The organism is Halalkalibacter hemicellulosilyticusJCM 9152, assembly GCF_000513115.1.
Classification (GTDB): Bacteria; Bacillota; Bacilli; order Bacillales; family Bacillaceae_D; genus Halalkalibacter; species Halalkalibacter hemicellulosilyticus.
The window spans coordinates 80,279-99,245 of record NZ_BAUU01000013.1 but is presented as its reverse complement, the minus strand read 5'-3'; the positions used below and the strand labels follow the sequence as shown (position 1 = coordinate 99,245).

Below are 18,967 nucleotides of genomic sequence, written 5' to 3'. Positions count from 1 at the left end.
TTATTTTAGCTTATGTTATAGGTTAATAAACCGTATAGTCATATGACTTACCTGCTCTAATAATGTTTATACTTAATAAAGAAAACAACTGATTAGCATTAAGGGCTTAATCAGTTGTCTTCTTTATTTCATTGAATCCGAATCTTCATTTAATTCTTCATATAGCTCTTCTTTCACTTGTTCGTAAATATCCTCACGAACTTCTTCCTTCACCTGCTCATAAACATCTTCTCTTACTTCTTCCTTTACTTGTTCATATACATCTTCTTTTAAGTCATCATACAAATCATCTTTAATTTCCTCACTCATTTTCTTTTGACGCCGTCTTCTTCTCTTAACATTTTCCTTACTATAATCACGACCTATCATAATCAATACGGAAATAATCATGAATGCCATAATAATAGCAAATGGTAATGCAGCAATAATCGATGCTGTTTGTAAAGCCCCTAGTCCCCCATCTCCACTAATCAATAGGACGCTTGCTGTACCAGCAATTAAAATCCCCCACAACATTTTCACCATTAACCCTGGGTTAAGGCTACCTTTAGAAGTCATTGTTCCTAACACATAAGAGGCAGAATCAGCAGAAGTAATAAAGAAAATTAATATTAATATAACAGCTAGAAAGCTTGTAATCATACTTAATGGTAGTTCACCTAATGTAGCAAATAAGGCAATTTCGACATTATCCGTGACCATTTCCCCAATTGGAACCGATCCAGCAATTTCAATATTTAATGCCGTGCCTCCAAATGAAGTGAACCAAATAACAGCTAATAAGGAAGGGACTAAGAGAACTCCTGCCATAAATTCACGAATCGTACGTCCACGAGAAATACGCGCTATAAATATTCCCATAAATGGCGCCCACGCAATATGCCATGCCCAGAAAAATATCGTATTTCTTCCTAACCAACCACTCTCCGCAAAAGGGGTCATCGTCAAGCTCATCTCTGCGACATTCGTAATATAACCTCCCAATGTAGTGACAATGCTTTCTGCAATAAATAACGTTGGCCCTACAACTATGACAAATAGTAGTAACAAGCCAGCAACTGCTAAATTAATATTACTAAGTCTTTTAATTCCTTTATCTAAACCTTTCGCAGCAGAGAACATAAATAGAACCGTTACGATTGCAATGATTGTAATTTGCGTCCATACATTGTTTGGAATAGCTGAAATGTAAGACAAACCACCTGTAATTTGCAAGGCACTTAAGCCAAATGTAGTCGCAACTCCAGTACATGTCGCAATCACTGCCAGTATATCAATAGAACGACCAAACCACCCATTCACTCGATCTCCAATTAATGGATAGAAAGCAGAGCTAATAAGCGCAGGCCGATTCTTTCGAAATTGAACGTAAGCAAGTGTTAACCCTACAATTGAAAAAATAGCCCATGGATGTAACGCCCAGTGATAAACTGCATAACGTAAGCCAGCCACAGCTGCAGCAGATGTTTCTGCTGTATACCCCATAGGTGGATCTAAATAATATAAAACTGGTTCAGCCACTCCCCAGAAGACAAACCCTACTCCAATTCCAGCCGCAAATAACATGCCAATCCATGAATACCAGGAATACTCTGGTTTCTCATTCGGGTCTCCTAAACGAACCTTCCCGTATGGACTAATAGCTAATATTATGACAAACACAACAAAGAAAGCTGTAACAAGCATATAAAACCAACCAAAATTAACGAGCATCCAATCTAAACCCTCATTAGCAGCCCTATTTAGGGTATTTGGGGATAATGCTCCCCATAGTACAAATAAACCAACGATAATAGCTGAAATAAGTAAGACACTGCTAACCTTTTCTTTATCGACTATTCTTTGATCATTCATTGCCAAACCTCATTTCTATTCAAATTATAAGTCCATTTCCAATGATGAAGGAACAACCTTAATTGAAAAATAAAGACAAAGAAGTATACCCGCAACAAATTACATTCAAACGTTTATTATTACTTTCTCAATGATCACTAAAAAGTATGCAACAAATCGATATAGAGTATGAAGGAGGTGATCATATGAATGAACAACAAAACAGCCGTTTATCGATTCTATTTATTGTCGGTGTTGATGATGAAGGAGCTAACGTGACAAAGGCGAAAACATTCTCGAATATTAAAGGCACAACAACAGATGAAAGCTTGCTTCAGTTCACTAACGCTATCGTATCATTGCAGCAGTACCCTGTTGCCGATTCCATTCGAAACAATCAATATTCTATTATGTAACATTAGGAGGATAAAAGAATGAGTAAACGATTAGAATTACAATTTGAAAATGAAGAAGGACGTCTTGTCACCATTTCTGTTGATGATCCAATTGAACCAGTTGATGGTGAATTAATTTCACAATCGATGAATCAAATTTTAGCAGAAGATGCAATCGAATCTAATGGTGGTAACCTTGTCGCAATCCGTGGAGCACGAATTGTCGAACGCAACGTTACTGACATTGAATTGCCTTAATGGATTCGACCATTGATCTTTTCGTTCCTCTTATTGGTGAATATGGATTTCCACTTGTTATTACACTCTATCTTCTGCATCGATTAGAACAAAAAATCGATCGAGTTACAATGGCGGTGGAACGTTTGCCAGAACAGTTAGAACAAAACAGATCACCTGCTCGACTCGCTAAATAAAGCAGTTAATCTTCCTACTTATGTCGTGAGGAGTTGTCTATCAGAATGGGCAGCTCTTCTTTTCATTTTGGGAATTCTCCAATTTCAAACTTTTTATATTCTTGGTTAAAAATTGGAAATGAGGAAACACTAACAAAACCCTATAGGATATAGGTACATCATAATTATTAGGTTAGCGCAGGTGGAGAACATGGGAATTGAAAAACGTGCAGAGGTATTATTTTGGAGCATTGCCTTCCCCGGTTTTGGACAGTTTCTCAATAAAAAGTATGTAAAAGGATTCTTTTTTATTATTTTAGAATTCACCATTAATGTTCAAGCTAGATTAAATTTTGCTATTATTCCTAGCTTTTACGGAAAAGGAGAACTTGCTAATGCTAGTGTTGATTATCAATGGATTATGTTCTATCCTTGTGTCTATATATTTTCCATGTATGATGCATATCGTGATGCAGGTGGAAAAGCTATCCGTTATGCTTTCATCCCATTTGTCACATCAGCATATTTCGGTACCGTAGGAATCATTTTTTCTCAAAGTATAACAATCTCTAATCATTTGATCGGAGTCATTTGGTCTCCTATTCTCTTTCACCTAAGTGGATATGTAGTCGGACTATTCATTAGAAAATTAATTATGATTATTTTTCGTAAGCAAGTACACAGTCAATAAATGAAAATCATGGTATACTTCTTTACAGAAGGAGGGAGCAATCATGGTAGCTAATTCCGTTGAAACAGCAACATTTGCTGGTGGATGTTTTTGGTGTATGGTTAAGCCTTTTGACCAATTTGAAGGAATCGAACGTGTTATATCTGGCTATACAGGTGGGCATACAGAAAATCCAACATACGAAGAAGTTTGTTCAGAAACAACTGGACATTTTGAAGCTGTTCAAATTACGTATGACCCAATGATTATTTCCTACGACCAGCTGCTTACTATCTTTTGGTCTCAAATTGATCCAACTGATCCAGGAGGACAATTTTACGATCGCGGTGATTCGTATCGTACCGCTATTTTCTATCACAATGAAACACAAAAACAAAAAGCAGAATTCTCTAAGCAGGAATTAGAGAAAAGCAATCGCTTTTCCAAAACGGTTGCCACACATATCTTACCTGCAAAAACCTTTTATCCTGCTGAAGATTATCACCAAGACTATTACAAAAAAAACCCAGCTCATTATACAAGGTATCAAATCGGTTCAGGGCGAAAAGCATTTATTGAACGCCACTGGTATGGAGGAGAGAAATAATGACTAACGATCGTAAAAAATCATTAAAAGAACGACTATCACCCATTCAGTTTCATGTTACACAGGAAAATGGAACCGAGCCTCCGTTTCAAAATGAGTATTACAATCATGAGGAAGAAGGAATTTATGTCGATCTTATTTCAGGTGAAGCTCTGTTTAGCTCGAAGGATAAATTTGACGCCGGTTGTGGATGGCCAAGCTTCACAAAACCAATTAATGAGAATGAAATTAAAGAAAAAAAGGATATGAGTCACGGGATGATTCGAACCGAAGTTAGAAGTACAAAGGCGGACTCTCATCTCGGTCACATTTTCCCAGACGGCCCCGCACCAACTGGGCTTCGATACTGTATCAATTCAGCTGCACTACGTTTTATTCCGAAAAAGGATTTAGAAAAAGAAGGATACGGTAAATATTTACAGATTTTCTCTTAATAACTGTTCTCTAAAGACTCTCCTTTGATAATGGCAGGAGATTTGAGGCCACTGAAAAAGTATAAATCAACTTTTTCAGTGGCCTTCATTTGATTAGCAACTGCTTCACTCAAATTAAGATTATTACATAAGAAACGGTTCAAACATTGCTTAAAGGGCCCAAAAAAGTTAGAACTCATACTTTTTCGTTTTGATTTAACTTTCATCATATGTATACCTCACAACATATCGCTTGGATTTTAATCGCTTGATTTCGACAATTGGACCAATTTCATGACCATTGATCCAATTATCTTCTATTTTGGCTTTAACGCAGCCAGCTTGAAATTTTGAATAAAAAACTTTACTATAATAAATCCATTTTGGTGGTTGCTTCAATTTAAACACCTGCTTTTCATGTTTTATTTATTTTACATAATCATTTTAAAATACACAAAGACTTCTTCTTGGCATTCATTATAGTATTTTTGTACACTAGTATAAGTATACATAGAAAGGAACTTAACTTATGGCAAAGAAACCGTTACAAGGAACGATTCGTGATGATCGTATTACAAGTAAAGAATTAAAAGAGGATATTCCACTTATCATTTATACCCCTCCTGATTACACCCCTCTCCAATCTTACGAAGTTCTTATTTGTCAGGATGGAAGCGACTATTTTCAAATCGGCCGAATTCCACGAGTCGTTGAGAAACTTTTAGATGATGGAGAAATCAGTGAAACGATTATTGTCGGAATTCCTTATCCTTCTGTCGACATTAGAAGAGAGCGATACTACCCAAAGGACGTGCAAAATGAAGCATATATTCGCTTTTTAGCAAACGAGCTTCTTCCTTATTTAGACGAACACTATCCGCTTGAACCACTTGCACATGCAAGAACATTAGCAGGTGATTCACTAGGAGGAACAGTTTCGTTAGTAACAGCTGTTCGATACCCAAGTCTATTTGGGAAAGTGATGATGCACTCTCCATTTGTGAACGATGAAGTGATGAATGAAGTGAAAAAATGTAAACAGCCAGAGGAACTCTCCGTCTATCATGTCATCGGACTACAGGAGACTGCTGTCAACACAACTGACGGTAACATTGTTAATTTTCTCCCTCCTAACCGAGAATTACGAAAAGTTATGGAGCAAATGTCATTCACTTATGAATACCATGAATTTGATGGTGATCATAAGTGGGTTCATTGGCAAAAAGACTTGCCTAGAGGAATAAAACATTTATTGTCATAGAATAAACATCTTGAGAAGGAGAAACGATTATGGAAATAATTCAAGTAACGAATAAAGACCAACGACAAGATGCCTACGATGTACGTACTAAGGTATTTGTCTCGGAACAACAAGTTCCTCTTAATGAGGAAATTGATCAATACGAAGAGGAAGCCATTCATTTTGTCATGTACAACAACGGTTTACCGGTAGGTGCAGGTCGCCTACGTTTCATTGAAGACTTCGGTAAAATAGAACGTATTTGTCTTCTCAAGGAAGCTCGTGGAACGGGAGCCGGACAGGCTTTAATGAAAAAAATTCAAGAAACAGCCTACTCAAATGGTTACAATAAACTAAAATTAAATGCTCAATGTCAGGCTGAAGGCTTTTATAAAAAGCTCGGATATGTGACCGTATCCAATGAGCCTTTTCTAGATGCAGGAATACCTCACGTTACGATGGAGAAGAACCTTTAAGAAGTATTTATTAAAACGCTTGTCTTTCAATCGACACCACCGGGATCGCGGCACGCTCCTGTAGGAATACGCTGAACTAACTTGCTACATCAGCAAATTTCAGCTTGCCCTATCCTCCTGCGGAAATCTGCCACACCAAAGTATGTCACGTAAAGCAACCTGCGCAGACAACGCTTCAATGGGAAATTTCTTTGGGATTTTAAAGCAAGAAATGTACTATGGGGAAGAATTAGTAAGCTATGAAGAATTAAAAAGACGGATTGAAGAATATATCTATTGGTACAACCATGAAAGATCAAAAGACAAACTAGCTGGATTGAGCCCAGTTGAATATCGAACTCAATCCAGCCAATCAGCTGCATAATAAAACTCTAACTTTTAGGGGTAAACAACTAAGCACCTTTTCAGTGGCCTCTTTTTATCCAATCTTTTTTCAAAACACGTTCTTTCTTTTTGTTCGTTTATCAAAAGTTTCCACAAATAGTGTTAATCTCACTCCCACTTAAATACCCAACTAGCCACGGCAAACCCACCAACTAGCCATGCACCTAGGATAAGTGTCTCCATCTTTAACTCCAAAAACGGAGTCCCAATATTCATCGTTTCCCTTAAAGCCGAACTCAAATGAGCAATCGGCAATACCTTCACAATCAGCTGAATGGGATCCGGCATATTGCTGATGGGGAAGAATACTCCCCCTAGAAACAGCATCGGAAACGTGACAAATCCTGCAATCGGACCTGCGCTTTCCGGGTTTTTCGCAAGTCCGGCGATGATGAAGCCGAGTGCCATGAAGGCAAGGGTTCCAAGTACGATGAAGAAGATCATGGCAAGCCAGGAACCGACAACGTTAATGTCAAAGATGAGATCGGCGATCAGTACGACGAGTAGTGCCTGGGTTCCGTTGAGCAGTAGTCGAGCCGTAATCTGGGCCGCTATGAATGTTGAGGCTTTCAGTCTCGTCCCTTGCATTCTACGGAGGATCCCCCGCTCACGCCAGGCTGAGATTTGACCAGCAACTCCATTCATGTTGTTGCTCATGATCATCATGGCGACGATGCCTGGTACAAGGAAATCAACATATCGAAGGTTTAGAGTCTCGATTCCTACCCTCTCAATCGTCACTAGTGGCTTGTAGTCAACAAGGTCCTTGCTATATTCATCGATGATTCCGTTCACTACCGTCAATCCAAGCTCTGACGTAGTCAGGTTTTTTTCGTTATAGTATACTGGTAGTGAGAAAGCTTGGTTCTCCCCCTTCAAGTTTTCTTCATATCCTTTGGGGATTTCGATGAGAAGCTGGATATCTCCATTTTTGACGGCTTCTTTTCCCGTTTTGATGTTCTCATATTTAGTTGTCTCGATTCCCTCATTTTTATTAAACAATTCCTTTAAGTCCTTCGAGGCATCGGTTTGGTCCACATCGATCATCCCTACTGTTAAAGAGAGTGAATCTCCCCCACCTGCAAAAGATCCAATGGCCACCATAAGGATAACCGGGAAAAGTAACGTGAAGAATAATACTTGCTTGTTACGGGCAAAGATACGTAATTGTGCTAGGGTTAACTGCCAATAAGCTTTCATGATTCACGCAGCCTCCTTCCTGTCATATGGATGAATACATCCTCTAAAGTCGACTGGCGCGTTTGGAGATCGCTGATGTTTAGATTGTGCTCTTCCGACACACCGATAAGGGATGTCAGGGCCAGCTTAAGGTCGTCTGTATAAAGCTGGATGAAGGTATCCTTGATGGACACTTCTTCGACACCGTTCATCTTCATGAACCATTCCTTTTCAGGCGGGTTATTCAAATGGAATTCGATGGTGCTCGTGGACTGTAATGTTTTCACAAGGTTCGCTGGCGTGTCGAGGGCGATCAGGTCCCCTTGGTCCATGATGCCGATGCGGTCGCAGAGCACATGTGCTTCATCCATATAATGAGTGGAGAGGAGCACCGTCTTCCCCTGTTCCTTCAAGCGCAGGATAATGTCCCACAGTGTCCTTCTCGCCTGCGGATCGAGTCCTGTCGTCGGCTCATCCAGAAACACGATATCCGGATCGTGAATCAATGCTAGTGCAATAGACAGCCGCTGCTTTTGTCCACCCGAGAGCCCCTTGATCCGGTCCTTCCGCTTCTCAGTCAGGAGCATCTCCTCGATCAACCTCTCAATGTCCACATGACTAGGATAAAAACTCGCATATAAATGAAGGATCTCTTCTACCTTCAACAGCTCAAACAGCGAAGTCGACTGAAGCTGCACCCCGATCACTTCTTTGACCTTATTCACTTCCTTTTTCACATCATGGTGCGCAAGCGTCGCCGTCCCTTTATCCGGCCTCCGGAGCGACTAGCATTTCGATCGTCGTCGTCTTTCCGGCTCCATTCGGACCAAGCAAACCGAAGATTTCTCCCTTTTCCACTTGAAATACGACTCCTTTAACTGCAGTAACCGAGCCGTACTTTTTCTCAAGACCTTTTACATCTACCATTATTTCATTAGGCATAACGAGCCTCCTTTTCTAAAAAAGTAACCTCCCTGGGTGAGTTGGTCCGTTCTGTGTTGTTTATACTCGATGATGATCTGCACGCCAGTTTTGTACTGCTTTTTTAATGTCTTGTGGTGATAGATTTTCTGATAGTGTCCGTTCCACTAAACCTGGAAATTCTTCATCAGACGAAAACCGGAGAGCAATGATTTGTTTTAATGATAATGTGGAATCTAACTGCTTCCCCGTTAATCGATAGCAACGGAAATTTTCTTCATTACGGATAATCCGATCCTGAAGTTGGAGGGCATATCCTCTTAGTTTTAGGATTATAAATAAAAATTTGAACGAGGCGAATAATACCACAAAACTAAGCACCGTCTGTGTATCCACATTTTTAAAGAAGAATACAACCGATAAAATCAATGTGACCAGAGATAACAGTGTAATTCCAAAGTGAAAAACCGGGTCGACCTTACTGTGATTTTCGTAGTTTTGTTGTTTCATATGTACCTCCTAAGGTTTATAGGTTTATTATATACCAGAAGTTGGGTAGTTGGGGTTATAGGATAAAAAACACACTTAAGATTGTATTCCTAAGTGTGTTGTCTTTTGTGACTCCTGATTTAATCAATTGCCTCAATTTTTAAAGAAAGCTTTTCTTGGTGATAAAGAAATAACCGTAAAAGCAGCATAAGCATTTCAGTGTTCTTCAAGCATATCAAGGGTTGAGTGCTATTTTGAAGGTGCGAAAGTTGAGAAATAATAACTTGTATTCCGAAAAGAGCTAATTAATGAAGCCAGCTGATAGAAGCTCCTTTGATATTCCGTTATAGGGCGTGATTGTTGAGCAACACTAGTAAAAAATGATCAAACTTTTTTATAACCCAACACCCTCTCTTCGCATTCCTATTCTTTTTCTTTTAGCTTTGTTTGTACAGATGCTAGCTTACTAGACATAGTTGCTATTTTATCTCTTCGATCATCGATGCGAATATTGGTTGCTACTCGATTGATTCCTTGATTAAATGGTGCTTCGTGAATCGCTTGAATGACTTCAAACAAAATCGATAGCTCCCCTTCGATAATCGTATTCATTGGCGTCAATTGAAAATTGATTTTCCCTTCCTGCTTATAAGATTGAAGGATCGTATGTATGTCTGCTACATACTGACTAACGCTAGCTGTCTCCGTTCCGATCGGTATAACTGTAACATCTACAATCGCCATACGTCTCACCTCACTTTGAACCGGATTTCTTTTCACTTTCAATTTATCAGGAAATTCTTTTACTGCAAGCTTTCGATAGGATTGAATGGAGGCAACTAAGTGTATACGCTCAGGATCAGTTGTGGTCACATATTTCTGTAGCCAATAAGAAATCGCTAAGATCGGCTTGCGGACCAATAAGAAAGCTTTTATTCTCATCAAACGAATCACAACAGGAACTACAATGACACTTGTATATGATGCGAACATTAATGACTGATTCCACTCATTGAAAACAAGCCAAAAACAAACCGTCATGATGATCACGCTTAAAAAATACACAACAACACTATTTGTTGAACAGTTACGATTCGTAATAGCAGCTTTTTCGATCAGCTTTAACCTTCCACGACTAATAAGCCCTTTATGACTAAACACTTTATGCTCAGCCCCGTGGTATTTTTTTAATTGTGTTGGAAAGATAAAGTGAGTTCCGAATAAACAATAAAATAACGCATAATAAGGTAACCCATTCCACTGAACATTTGGTATCACTTTTGGAACTATGATCAGGGCAACAACAAGCATGATAAGCCCTTTGAACCATAGTGGCATAGATACAATCACTTGTGCAATCATTTTCATTAGTGTTTGACCGTTTATTGGTTTAACCCAACTCCGTAATCTGCCTTTTTCATGATAAGCACATGAAACATGATTCTTGCCTATATAAAATATCCCATTTTGAAAAGACATCCCTCGAATGCGCACCGAGCATCACCTAATCTATTGATTTATCATTTGCTCTCCGTTCACTTTTCGTGAAATCATCCAGTATGGTACTTCCAATGCTTCTCCAAAAGTTGGAGACTCAAAAGCTGCATCTTCAAGATCCATAGGTACGTGGTTGGTCCACGTATGTAAATAATGCACATTTAGTTCTTTGTCTACTATTTCATTGTGTTCCAACTCAATTTGAAAACGTCCGCTATTTCCATAGCTTACTTGTTCAACTAGCTCATTAGGAAACACAAAGATAATGCCATTTTCAACATCGACACCTTCGATTTGTTCAATCACTTGGTCTCCATATGTCAGTTCAAGTATCGCATTCGTATAATTTAATTGATCATTAGAAACTGAAACACCAATATAATCATTACCATATAAGCCTTCAGAAGGCATAACATTCCAATTCCATTCACCATTTATAACGATAGAAGTCTCTTGTGCAGTATACTCAATATCGAAGTCAATATGATCTTCTAATTGTTCATTCGTAATGGATTCTACCCCATTTAAAAAATAATATCCACCTACAAACATAATCACCATTAGTAAAATAGGTAAAATCAATACGGTTTTATTACTGTTTAACATTTACGATAATCCTTTTCTTTCTCGCATTTGTCGGTAAGCTGCATGGTTCGTTGGTCCGATACCTCTTCCTATTTCCAATGAATACGTAATAGCTGCTGTTATATAAGCCTTAGCCTCTTCAACAGCCTTAACAATCTCTCTTCCTTTTGCAAGCTCTGCTGCGATTGCCGCTGCAAATGTACAACCCGTTCCATGCGTATGTTTCGTATCCACACGTTCAGTTGTAAGCTCGTGCATCTTGTGACCATCATAAAGAAGGTCGGTTGCTGAATGGTCTACAAGATGTCCACCTTTCAATACAACATACTTCGGACCTAATTGGTACAGCGCTTCAGCTGCCTCTTTCATCTCATTCACTGTCTTAATATCATCTAGCCGTAACAATTTCGCAGCTTCTGGGAGGTTAGGCGTAATCACAGTTGAAATAGGTAACAACTCCTCTACTACTGCTTGAACGGCTTCATTTTGAAGAAGAGTTGCACCACCTTTAGCAACCATAACTGGGTCTACAACGATGTTCTGCACATCATACTCTTTCAGCTTATGAGCGACAAGCTTAATAATATCAGCAGAAAAAAGCATCCCTGTTTTGACAGCATCGGCTCCAATATCAGACAATACTGCATCCATTTGTGCTTCAATCGCTTCAAGTGTTTGCGGGTATACTCCGTGAACGCCTAATGTATTCTGAGCAGTTAAAGCTGTAATCACACTCATGCCAAACGTTTCTCTCTCTTGAAACGTTTTTAAATCAGCCTGAATACCTGCGCCACCACCACTATCTGAACCAGCAATTGTTAATGCTTTTGCAATTGACATATTTCTCTCCTCCTATGAAAATCGTTCAGGTATACACGATTGTAACGGTGAATAAATTGACTTATGACCATCTAACAAATCAGCTACTGCAACGGCAGTTATTGGGCTTAACAATATTCCATTGCGATAATGTCCTGTTGCAAAGGTAATATGTTCGGCTTCTTGTAGCTTCCCAATCAATGGGAAACCATCCTGCGTTGCCGGCCTTAAACCGGCCCACGTATGAAAGGGGTTCTTTTGCGATAAATGCGGAAATACTCGCTTATTCCAATTCGTTAGTCGTTCAATCCCTTTTTCGGTTACAGATGTTTGAAATCCAGCTATATCTTCTGATGCCCCATTCACTAATGTCCCATTTGCCTTTGGAACAAAGTATCCTTGACTTGTATAAATAATATGATTCACCGCATTCTCTTGCATGTCATACGCACAAATTTGTCCTCTAATTGGATAGACAGGTATGCGAATATGAAAAACATGCTCAAGCTCACTAGCCCACGCTCCAGAGCAAATAATCAGTTGATCTGCACGGAAATCCTTGCCTGACTTAGAACGTAGATGAATCGCTTCCTTCCATTCAATAATCTCAACGGATTCTAATTGGTCACAAATGATTACACCATTTTCACGACAGGCTTGTTCTAAAGCGAGAACATAATCAGGAGCAAAGACATGACTTTCTTCTGGATAATACATAGCCGCTTTTAAATCCTTTGACAGCAACGGTTCCATCTTTCTTAGCTGATCACCAGTAAGAAGCTCAGCTTCTGTCCCCCATTGCTCCTGCCATGACTTACGTGTTTCAAGTGCCAGCACATCTGCGTCATGATACACAGCATGCAAACTACCACTTTCGCTATATTCAAAATCTAGCTTTGAAACTCGCTTTACTTCTTGCTGCCATTTCTTGTACATTCGTAAACTATCTAAACATAATTGAAAAAAATCATCAGGATCCTCTCCAATTTCTGAAAAGGGAGCAAGCATTCCTGCTGCTGCACCCGATGCTTGCCCTCCACATACTGTCTTCTCAAGAATTGTTACGGCATAGCCTCTTTGACTTAATTCAAAGGCAGTAGCTAGACCTATAACGCCTCCTCCTAAGACTAGAACACGTTCCCCCAAAGTTGTTCCTCCTTAAATCAATTCGAAATAAAAGATGGTAGTCCACTACTAGCAGTAGCATACTTTTTCTTTTGAATTCGACCTGCTTCATATGAAAGTCTTCCTGCATCTATTGCATACTTCATCGCCTGTGCCATTTTGACTGGATCCTTTGCCTTTGCCACTGGTGTATTCATTAGAACTCCGTCCGCACCTAATTCCATTGCTTGTGCTACGTCCATCGCTGAGCCTAAACCTGCATCGACAATGATCGGTACTTCCGCTTGCTCAACAATAAGCTGAAGGTTATAAGCATTCAAAATCCCAAGACCCGTTCCTATCGGGGCACCACCAGGCATGACTGCTGCAGCTCCTGCTTGCTCTAACTTCTTACACAAAACGGGATCATCTGACGTATATGGTAATACGACAAACCCTTCATCAACAAGGATTTCTGTTGCTTTTAACGTTTCAATCGGATCAGGTAATAAAGTCTTCTCATCTACACTAATTTCAACTTTAATCCAATCACTTAAACCAGATGCTTTAGCAAGACGAGCAATTCGTACAGCCTCCTCCGCTGTTTTCGCACCAGATGTGTTAGGCAAATACGTAAAAGTCATTCCTTCTAAATGCTGCAAAATCGCATCTTCAGAAGGAGCTTCTAAATTAACACGTCGTATCGCGAACGTTAAAACTTCAGCCTCTGACGCTTTAATCGCTTCATTCTGGACATAAGGGTTTGGGTACCTACCTGTCCCTAAGAAAAACCGTGATGATAATTCCTTTCCTGCAATTGTAAGACGTTTATTCATCGAGATCATCCTCCTCCAACAAATTGAACGAGTTCAATTTTCATTCCTTCTTTTATCGTTGTCGTTGTCCAATTCGAACGGTCAATAATCTCACCGTCAACTTCTGTTACAACTAATTGTGATTCCAATTCAAAATGTGATACCACTTCATCTAGTGTACTAACGTTTAACTGATGTTCCTCACCATTAATTAGCAGTTGCATCACACACACTCCCCTTTACTTCGATAGTTTCCTTACAAATTGTTGACAAACTGACTGAATATCCTCAGCTCCAACAATTTCACTAATCATACAAATTCTAGTTGCTCCGGCCTCTAACACTTGATCTACATTATGCAACTTAATCCCGCCGATTGCGACAAAAGGAATCTTTATTTCCGCTACAACCTGTTTAATGTATTCAGTTGTGACAGGATCAACGACATCAACCTTGCTTTTAGTGGGAAATATCGGACCGACACCAATATAATCAGCGCCAGCCTTCACAGCTGCACGAGCCTCTTCGATATGATGGGTCGATAATCCAATAATTTTGTCACCGACGATTTTCCTTGCTTCTTCAATTGGCAAATCGTCTTGACCAATGTGAATACCGTCAGCATCAACAGCTAATGCCACATCGATATGATCATTCACTATAAAAGGCACATTATATTGCCATGTTAATTGACGTAGTTTTTTCGCTTTTTCAAAAACCTCTTTTTTACTGCTCGTTTTATCACGAAGTTGAATCATATCAACTCCACCTTTGATCGCTTCTTCCATCACGTCCATTAAATCACGACCTTGATGGAACTCCTCACCCGTAATAGCATATAACTGAAATTCTTTCATTTCTACTCCCACCCTTTAAAAGAAAAAAATAGACACAAAACGCTAAAAACCGTACCCGATCAACGGAATACGGCTACATATGAACATATCATGTGCATCGACTTTCCTACGCTGGTATCAGCCAGATCAGGTACAAGGGTATAAGATAACATCTTATTCTCAGTCTCTTAAGAGACACCCCTAGTCTTTTTATTACTATTCTTTGACTCCATTATGACAGAGTTCTATTCGAAAATGCAAGCTACTCATCCTCTAATAAATAAATCATATTTCCTCGATCAACATCGTATATGCGCTCATATCGATTACCAATTAACACGGCATCTCCTGATGGTGATACACTTAACGGCTCATGTTGATCAAACGTCGTAATTTTTCTTTCTGAATCTTCTTTTACATCATAAGCTACTAATTCATAGCCATCTTCATAGCTAAAATAATCACTGCTATATTTAGGACGCAAATAATAGAAGACATTATTTACTGAGTCATACGTGTAAAAGGGAACCCACCATTGCTCTGAATACGTATTTAATATCGGCATTTCTATTTTTCGATATGGTTCTTGATTTTGATAGAACGTATACGTTGAGTAGAGTGAATCTGGAGATTGAACCGTAACAGCTAACGACAGCTCATTTGTAAAACTTGCAAAAGCAATAACTTCCTCTTGCCACTCTGTCGTTTCCTTTGTATCAGTATGATAAATGACTAAAGGAGCATGGTAACTTGGTTCAAACTCATCCCAATCCAAATAAGCAAACGTTGATTCAGATAGCCATTGAACATACGGATGTGTCAAATCAACTTCCGTTAACTGATCTTCTGTTACATCTAAATGATAAGCTACAAACTTCCAATCAGGTAAAAAAGAGATGAGAACCATCGACGTTGGATCATAAGAATTCCAAAATACAGAATATTCCTCACCAAGATCTTCTATGATTCTTTTTGTTTGCCCTTCTTCATTAATCACCACTAATGACGTCTTGTTATCAGTACTATATGTTTGAATAGCAAACAACGATTGATCAACATTACTTTTCAAATCAACAATCCATCCATCGGTCTCAAACAGCAACTCAGATGTTCCCGTGAAAAGATGATACATATAGACGTAGGATCGTTCATCAGACTCCTCTAAATAAAGAATATGGTCTTCGTTATACCAATCAATGATTTCAACAAAGGAGAACGATACATTTGGAAAAGGAAGAATGTTAGTCCGCTCTAAAAATGATGGTGGCAACTCTTTGGGTACACTTGAATCCATTGTTCGAGTGGGGTTAGGATTAGCCTCAAGCTCAGCCATAGAACAAGCATTTAATACAAAAACCATAACGAAAAAAAAGAAATATTTCTTCAAAATTCTCCCCCCACTCCATAAGATGTCTCTCACTATCATATACGACTTTTATCCTCTTTACTATATAGACGTTTCAAATTCAAAAAATGTTTCATTATTTTCAAAACAAATATGGAAAACAAGCAATTTCTTTTTTTGGAACGACGTAGATCTCGCATCATTCAGTAGCTAATCATGGTTATCCATATGAAAAAAGGCACTCACCTTAGAAGACGAATACCTTTAAATGTATCATAATTATTGTCCTTCGAAAAACCTCGCTCCAGAAATTCCAGGCTTTGTCATCTCATCAGGGTCTAATATTTCTTTTAATTCCTCTTCAGACAAAATGCCACGTTCCAGACAAATATCTCTCACTGATGCCCCGGTCTTAATTGCCTCCTGTGCGATTTTTGATGCCATTTCATAGCCAACGTGTGGTTGATAGCAGTTATGACACCAACGCTCTTTTCAACTAATTCACGACAACGTTCAATATTCGCTGCCATATCTTGAATCGCATATTCTCTAAATACTCGAATGCCATTTTCTAAAATAGAAAAAGATTGTAGCAAGTTAAACACAAGGACCGGCCCCATCACATTTAATTCTAATTGTCCAGCTTCTGAGGCTAAAGAAATCGTATGATCATTGCCCATTACTTGAAAGGCTACTTGATTAACGACCTCACACATGACTGGATTCACTTTACCCGGCATAATGGATGAACCAGGTTGCTAGGTGGCAAATTAATCTCATGAAATCCCGTACGTGGACCCGAGCTCATTAAACGTAAATCATTGGACATTTTCGACAAATTCACAGCTAAAATTTTTAATGCACTCGAAATTTCCGTATACGCATCTGTATTTTGTGTGGCATCAATTAAATCTTCTGCTGTTTTGAATGGATAGCCAGTACTTTTAGCTAAATGGTAAGAAACCTTTTTAATGTAATCGATTCTTGCATTTAAGCCCGTACCAATTGCCGTTGCTCCCATATTGATTGCATATAAATGTTGCAATGAGCGTTTGATTCTAGTTAAATCTCGTGTTAGCACTCGTTGATAAGCACCAAATTCCTGCCCTAGCTTAATCGGAACTGCATCCTGCAGGTGAGTACGTCCCATTTTTAACACAGAATCAAATTCATGCTCCTTGTCTTTCAACGCTTCAATCAGCAAATTCAATTCTTCTAAAAGCGAGTCTGCTAACCGTAAGCAAGCAATTCGAATCGCGGTCGGAAACGTATCGTTTGTTGATTGTGCCATATTAACGTGAGTATTAGGGCTTACACGAATGTAAGCCCCTTTTTCCCCACCTAACAGTTCAATGGCACGATTCGCGATAACTTCATTTGCATTCATATTAAAAGATGTACCCGCTCCACCTTGAATCGCATCAACAATAAAAGAGTCATTTAACTTACCAGCTATGACCTCGTCTGAAGCTTTGACAATCGACTCTGCGATTTCCTTCGTCAAGGTACCTGCTTCCAAATTAGCTAATGCGGCAGCCTTTTTTATAAAACCAAATGCTTTAATAAGCTCAGGGTGGGGTGGATAGCCTGTAATAGGAAAATTTTCAACAGCTCTCATTGTTTGAATCCCATAATAAGCCGCTTTCGGCACTTTTTTTTCTCCGAGAAGGTCTCGTTCTATGCGATATTGTGCCATGTAACAATCCCCTTTGTAAAAGACATTATAATTGCATTCGTATACTAGTATATGAATTGTAAGGGGAAGCTAACACTCCATTTACCCTTGCTTAGCTAACCAAGCACCACCAATAATTCCAGCGTCATTACCTAATGATGCAATTTTGAATTCCGCTCCTGAGGCAACTCGTCCGAGTGCAAAACGATTAAACTCTCTTGCTAAAGGATTTAACAAATGATCACCAGCTTTTGATACCCCACCACCAATAACTATTTTCGCTGGATTTACCGTATTGGCTATATTGGCAAGCGCTAAACCAAGATGGAAACAGACTTCATCAACAACCTCAAGGGCAACCTCATCACCTTCTGCAGCAGCCTCAAACACTTCCTTTGATGTCACTTCAGCCTTATTAGCTAACGTTGTTTGAGGGTTTTTGTCGATGGCTTCTTTTGCTAAGCGGGCAATTCCAGTTGCTGATGCAATGGTTTCTAAGCAGCCTGTTTTTCCACAATTACAAGGCGCCCCACCTTCTGGGATCGATGTCAGATGACCAATCTCGCCTGCCATCCCATTTACTCCATGGAGGATTTGTCCATTCGTTACGAGTCCTCCACCTACACCTGTACCTAGTGTGACACAGAGTAAATCAGCAGCTCCATCTCCTGCACCTTTCCACATTTCACCTAGGGCGGCAATGTTTGCATCATTATCAACTGTTACCTGTAAGCCCGTTTCCTTTTCAAGCTCATCCTTTAACGCAAAGTCTTTCCAGCCAATGTTTACGGCTTGATAAATAAACCCCGTCTTCATTTCAATAAACCCTGGAGCTCCAACTCCAATTGCTTGAAGACGATCATAAGATTCATTTAATTCAGAGCACTTGCTCTTAATTGCCTGACCGATATGAATCGTAATATTTCGTCCACCATTATTTGTATCAGTCGGAATTTCCCATTTCGTAACGATCTCACCTGCTTCCGTTACAAAGCCTAACTTAATTGTTGTCCCACCAATGTCGACACCTACATACCATTTGTCCATAATTATTCACCCTCTACTCTTTCTACAGTTCGCTGTTCTTGCCGAATGATGTGAAGAGCTTGCATATATAACGTCGTCTCTATCATCTTCCATTCATGCAATTCTCGTAATTCATCGACCATTAATGACAGATCAAGAGAACGTTCACCTGTATAAATAATCGTTCCGTACTTCTTTAACAGCTGACGAACATCATACATCGACTTCATCACATTCACCTCATA

General features: G+C 39.3%; 21 protein-coding genes, 5 pseudogenes and 1 riboswitch. Of the genes and pseudogenes, 8 read left to right on the top strand and 18 right to left on the bottom strand.

Going from position 1 to position 18,967, the window contains the following annotated elements; all coding sequences use genetic code 11:
* Positions 1-123: 123 nt before the first annotated feature.
* Positions 124-1,854, bottom strand: a complete 1,731-nt coding sequence (locus JCM9152_RS09870) for a BCCT family transporter (RefSeq protein WP_035343700.1) — start codon at positions 1,852-1,854, stop codon at positions 124-126.
* Positions 1,855-2,039: 185 nt separating this feature from the next.
* Here JCM9152_RS09870 and JCM9152_RS09865 point away from each other — a divergent pair, with 185 nt between their 5' ends.
* The 5 genes and pseudogenes from JCM9152_RS09865 (at position 2,040) to msrB (ending at position 4,352) form a co-directional block, all read left to right on the top strand.
* Entirely contained in the window at positions 2,040-2,249 is a 210-nt protein-coding gene (locus JCM9152_RS09865) for a DUF1659 domain-containing protein (RefSeq protein ID WP_035343698.1), read from the top strand.
* 18 nt (positions 2,250-2,267) lie between these two features.
* The gene (locus tag JCM9152_RS09860; protein ID WP_035343696.1) at positions 2,268-2,486 is read left to right on the top strand and encodes a DUF2922 domain-containing protein; all 219 of its coding nucleotides are present in this window, start codon (positions 2,268-2,270) and stop codon (positions 2,484-2,486) included.
* Complete coding sequence (locus tag JCM9152_RS21850) at positions 2,486-2,662, top strand: YvrJ family protein (RefSeq protein WP_439644199.1); 177 nt, start codon at positions 2,486-2,488, stop codon at positions 2,660-2,662. Before JCM9152_RS09860 ends, JCM9152_RS21850 begins: the two co-directional genes overlap by 1 nt.
* 190 nt (positions 2,663-2,852) lie before the next feature.
* Positions 2,853-3,332, top strand: coding sequence for a hypothetical protein (locus JCM9152_RS09855; RefSeq protein ID WP_035343694.1), 480 nt, complete (start codon positions 2,853-2,855; stop codon positions 3,330-3,332).
* Positions 3,333-3,375: 43 nt separating this feature from the next.
* Positions 3,376-4,352 (top strand): annotated as a pseudogene (gene msrB, locus JCM9152_RS24050) (peptide-methionine (R)-S-oxide reductase MsrB).
* On the opposite strand, the gene JCM9152_RS09840 reads toward msrB, so the two are convergent.
* A complete protein-coding gene (locus JCM9152_RS09840; protein ID WP_035343688.1) occupies positions 4,349-4,561 on the bottom strand; it encodes a hypothetical protein in 213 nt (70 codons plus the stop codon). The pseudogene msrB and the gene JCM9152_RS09840 overlap by 4 nt on opposite strands.
* Positions 4,548-4,730 (bottom strand): hypothetical protein, encoded by a 183-nt coding sequence (locus JCM9152_RS09835; RefSeq protein WP_035343686.1) that lies wholly within the window; start codon positions 4,728-4,730, stop codon positions 4,548-4,550. The genes JCM9152_RS09840 and JCM9152_RS09835 overlap by 14 nt, the downstream gene beginning before the upstream one ends.
* 130 nt (positions 4,731-4,860) lie before the next feature.
* Between JCM9152_RS09835 and JCM9152_RS09830 the strand changes: the two genes are divergently transcribed.
* The 3 genes and pseudogenes from JCM9152_RS09830 to JCM9152_RS09820 all read left to right on the top strand — a co-directional run.
* Positions 4,861-5,592, top strand: a complete 732-nt coding sequence (locus tag JCM9152_RS09830; protein WP_052015820.1) for an alpha/beta hydrolase — start codon at positions 4,861-4,863, stop codon at positions 5,590-5,592.
* Positions 5,593-5,621: 29 nt separating this feature from the next.
* Positions 5,622-6,047: a GNAT family N-acetyltransferase gene (locus tag JCM9152_RS09825; protein WP_035343684.1), complete on the top strand. Its 426-nt coding sequence runs from the start codon at positions 5,622-5,624 to the stop codon at positions 6,045-6,047.
* A gap of 136 nt (positions 6,048-6,183) precedes the next feature.
* Positions 6,184-6,411 (top strand): annotated as a pseudogene (locus tag JCM9152_RS09820) (IS3 family transposase); the annotation flags it as partial.
* 128 nt (positions 6,412-6,539) lie between these two features.
* Here the strand turns inward: JCM9152_RS09820 and JCM9152_RS09815 are convergent.
* The 15 genes and pseudogenes from JCM9152_RS09815 to JCM9152_RS09750 form a co-directional block, all read right to left on the bottom strand.
* Positions 6,540-7,631, bottom strand: coding sequence for an ABC transporter permease (locus JCM9152_RS09815; protein WP_035343680.1), 1,092 nt, complete (start codon positions 7,629-7,631; stop codon positions 6,540-6,542).
* Positions 7,628-8,552, bottom strand: a pseudogene (locus JCM9152_RS09810) (ABC transporter ATP-binding protein). Before JCM9152_RS09810 ends, JCM9152_RS09815 begins: the two are co-directional and overlap by 4 nt.
* 60 nt (positions 8,553-8,612) lie before the next feature.
* Positions 8,613-9,041 (bottom strand): DUF6526 family protein, encoded by a 429-nt coding sequence (locus tag JCM9152_RS09805; protein WP_035343678.1) that lies wholly within the window; start codon positions 9,039-9,041, stop codon positions 8,613-8,615.
* A 402-nt stretch (positions 9,042-9,443) separates the two neighbouring features.
* Entirely contained in the window at positions 9,444-9,764 is a 321-nt protein-coding gene (locus JCM9152_RS24045; RefSeq protein WP_035343793.1) for an MTH1187 family thiamine-binding protein, read from the bottom strand.
* Between the two features lie 78 nt (positions 9,765-9,842).
* Positions 9,843-10,499: pseudogene (locus JCM9152_RS24040) on the bottom strand (DUF1385 domain-containing protein); the annotation flags it as partial.
* Between the two features lie 30 nt (positions 10,500-10,529).
* Positions 10,530-11,123, bottom strand: a complete 594-nt coding sequence (locus JCM9152_RS09795) for a hypothetical protein (protein ID WP_035343676.1) — start codon at positions 11,121-11,123, stop codon at positions 10,530-10,532.
* The gene (thiD, locus tag JCM9152_RS09790; RefSeq protein WP_035343674.1) at positions 11,124-11,942 is read right to left on the bottom strand and encodes a bifunctional hydroxymethylpyrimidine kinase/phosphomethylpyrimidine kinase; all 819 of its coding nucleotides are present in this window, start codon (positions 11,940-11,942) and stop codon (positions 11,124-11,126) included. It lies immediately after the preceding gene.
* 12 nt (positions 11,943-11,954) lie between these two features.
* Entirely contained in the window at positions 11,955-13,067 is a 1,113-nt protein-coding gene (thiO, locus tag JCM9152_RS09785) for a glycine oxidase ThiO (protein ID WP_035343672.1), read from the bottom strand.
* A gap of 17 nt (positions 13,068-13,084) precedes the next feature.
* Positions 13,085-13,861 (bottom strand): thiazole synthase, encoded by a 777-nt coding sequence (locus tag JCM9152_RS09780; protein WP_148296468.1) that lies wholly within the window; start codon positions 13,859-13,861, stop codon positions 13,085-13,087.
* A gap of 5 nt (positions 13,862-13,866) precedes the next feature.
* Positions 13,867-14,064 carry a sulfur carrier protein ThiS gene (gene thiS, locus JCM9152_RS09775; RefSeq protein WP_035343668.1) on the bottom strand — a complete coding sequence of 66 codons (198 nt, stop codon included), beginning with the start codon at positions 14,062-14,064 and terminating at the stop codon, positions 13,867-13,869.
* A 15-nt stretch (positions 14,065-14,079) separates the two neighbouring features.
* Positions 14,080-14,697 (bottom strand): thiamine phosphate synthase, encoded by a 618-nt coding sequence (gene thiE / locus JCM9152_RS09770; RefSeq protein ID WP_035343666.1) that lies wholly within the window; start codon positions 14,695-14,697, stop codon positions 14,080-14,082.
* Between the two features lie 86 nt (positions 14,698-14,783).
* Positions 14,784-14,889: riboswitch (TPP riboswitch) on the bottom strand.
* Between the two features lie 49 nt (positions 14,890-14,938).
* Positions 14,939-16,063: a YqgU-like beta propeller domain-containing protein gene (locus tag JCM9152_RS09765; RefSeq protein WP_035343664.1), complete on the bottom strand. Its 1,125-nt coding sequence runs from the start codon at positions 16,061-16,063 to the stop codon at positions 14,939-14,941.
* Positions 16,064-16,300: 237 nt separating this feature from the next.
* A pseudogene (locus JCM9152_RS09760) lies at positions 16,301-17,717 on the bottom strand (aspartate ammonia-lyase).
* Positions 17,718-17,798: 81 nt separating this feature from the next.
* Positions 17,799-18,743, bottom strand: coding sequence for an ROK family glucokinase (locus JCM9152_RS09755; protein ID WP_035343662.1), 945 nt, complete (start codon positions 18,741-18,743; stop codon positions 17,799-17,801).
* Positions 18,744-18,745: 2 nt separating this feature from the next.
* The gene (locus JCM9152_RS09750) at positions 18,746-18,952 is read right to left on the bottom strand and encodes a YqgQ family protein (RefSeq protein ID WP_035343661.1); all 207 of its coding nucleotides are present in this window, start codon (positions 18,950-18,952) and stop codon (positions 18,746-18,748) included.
* Positions 18,953-18,967: the final 15 nt, after the last annotated feature.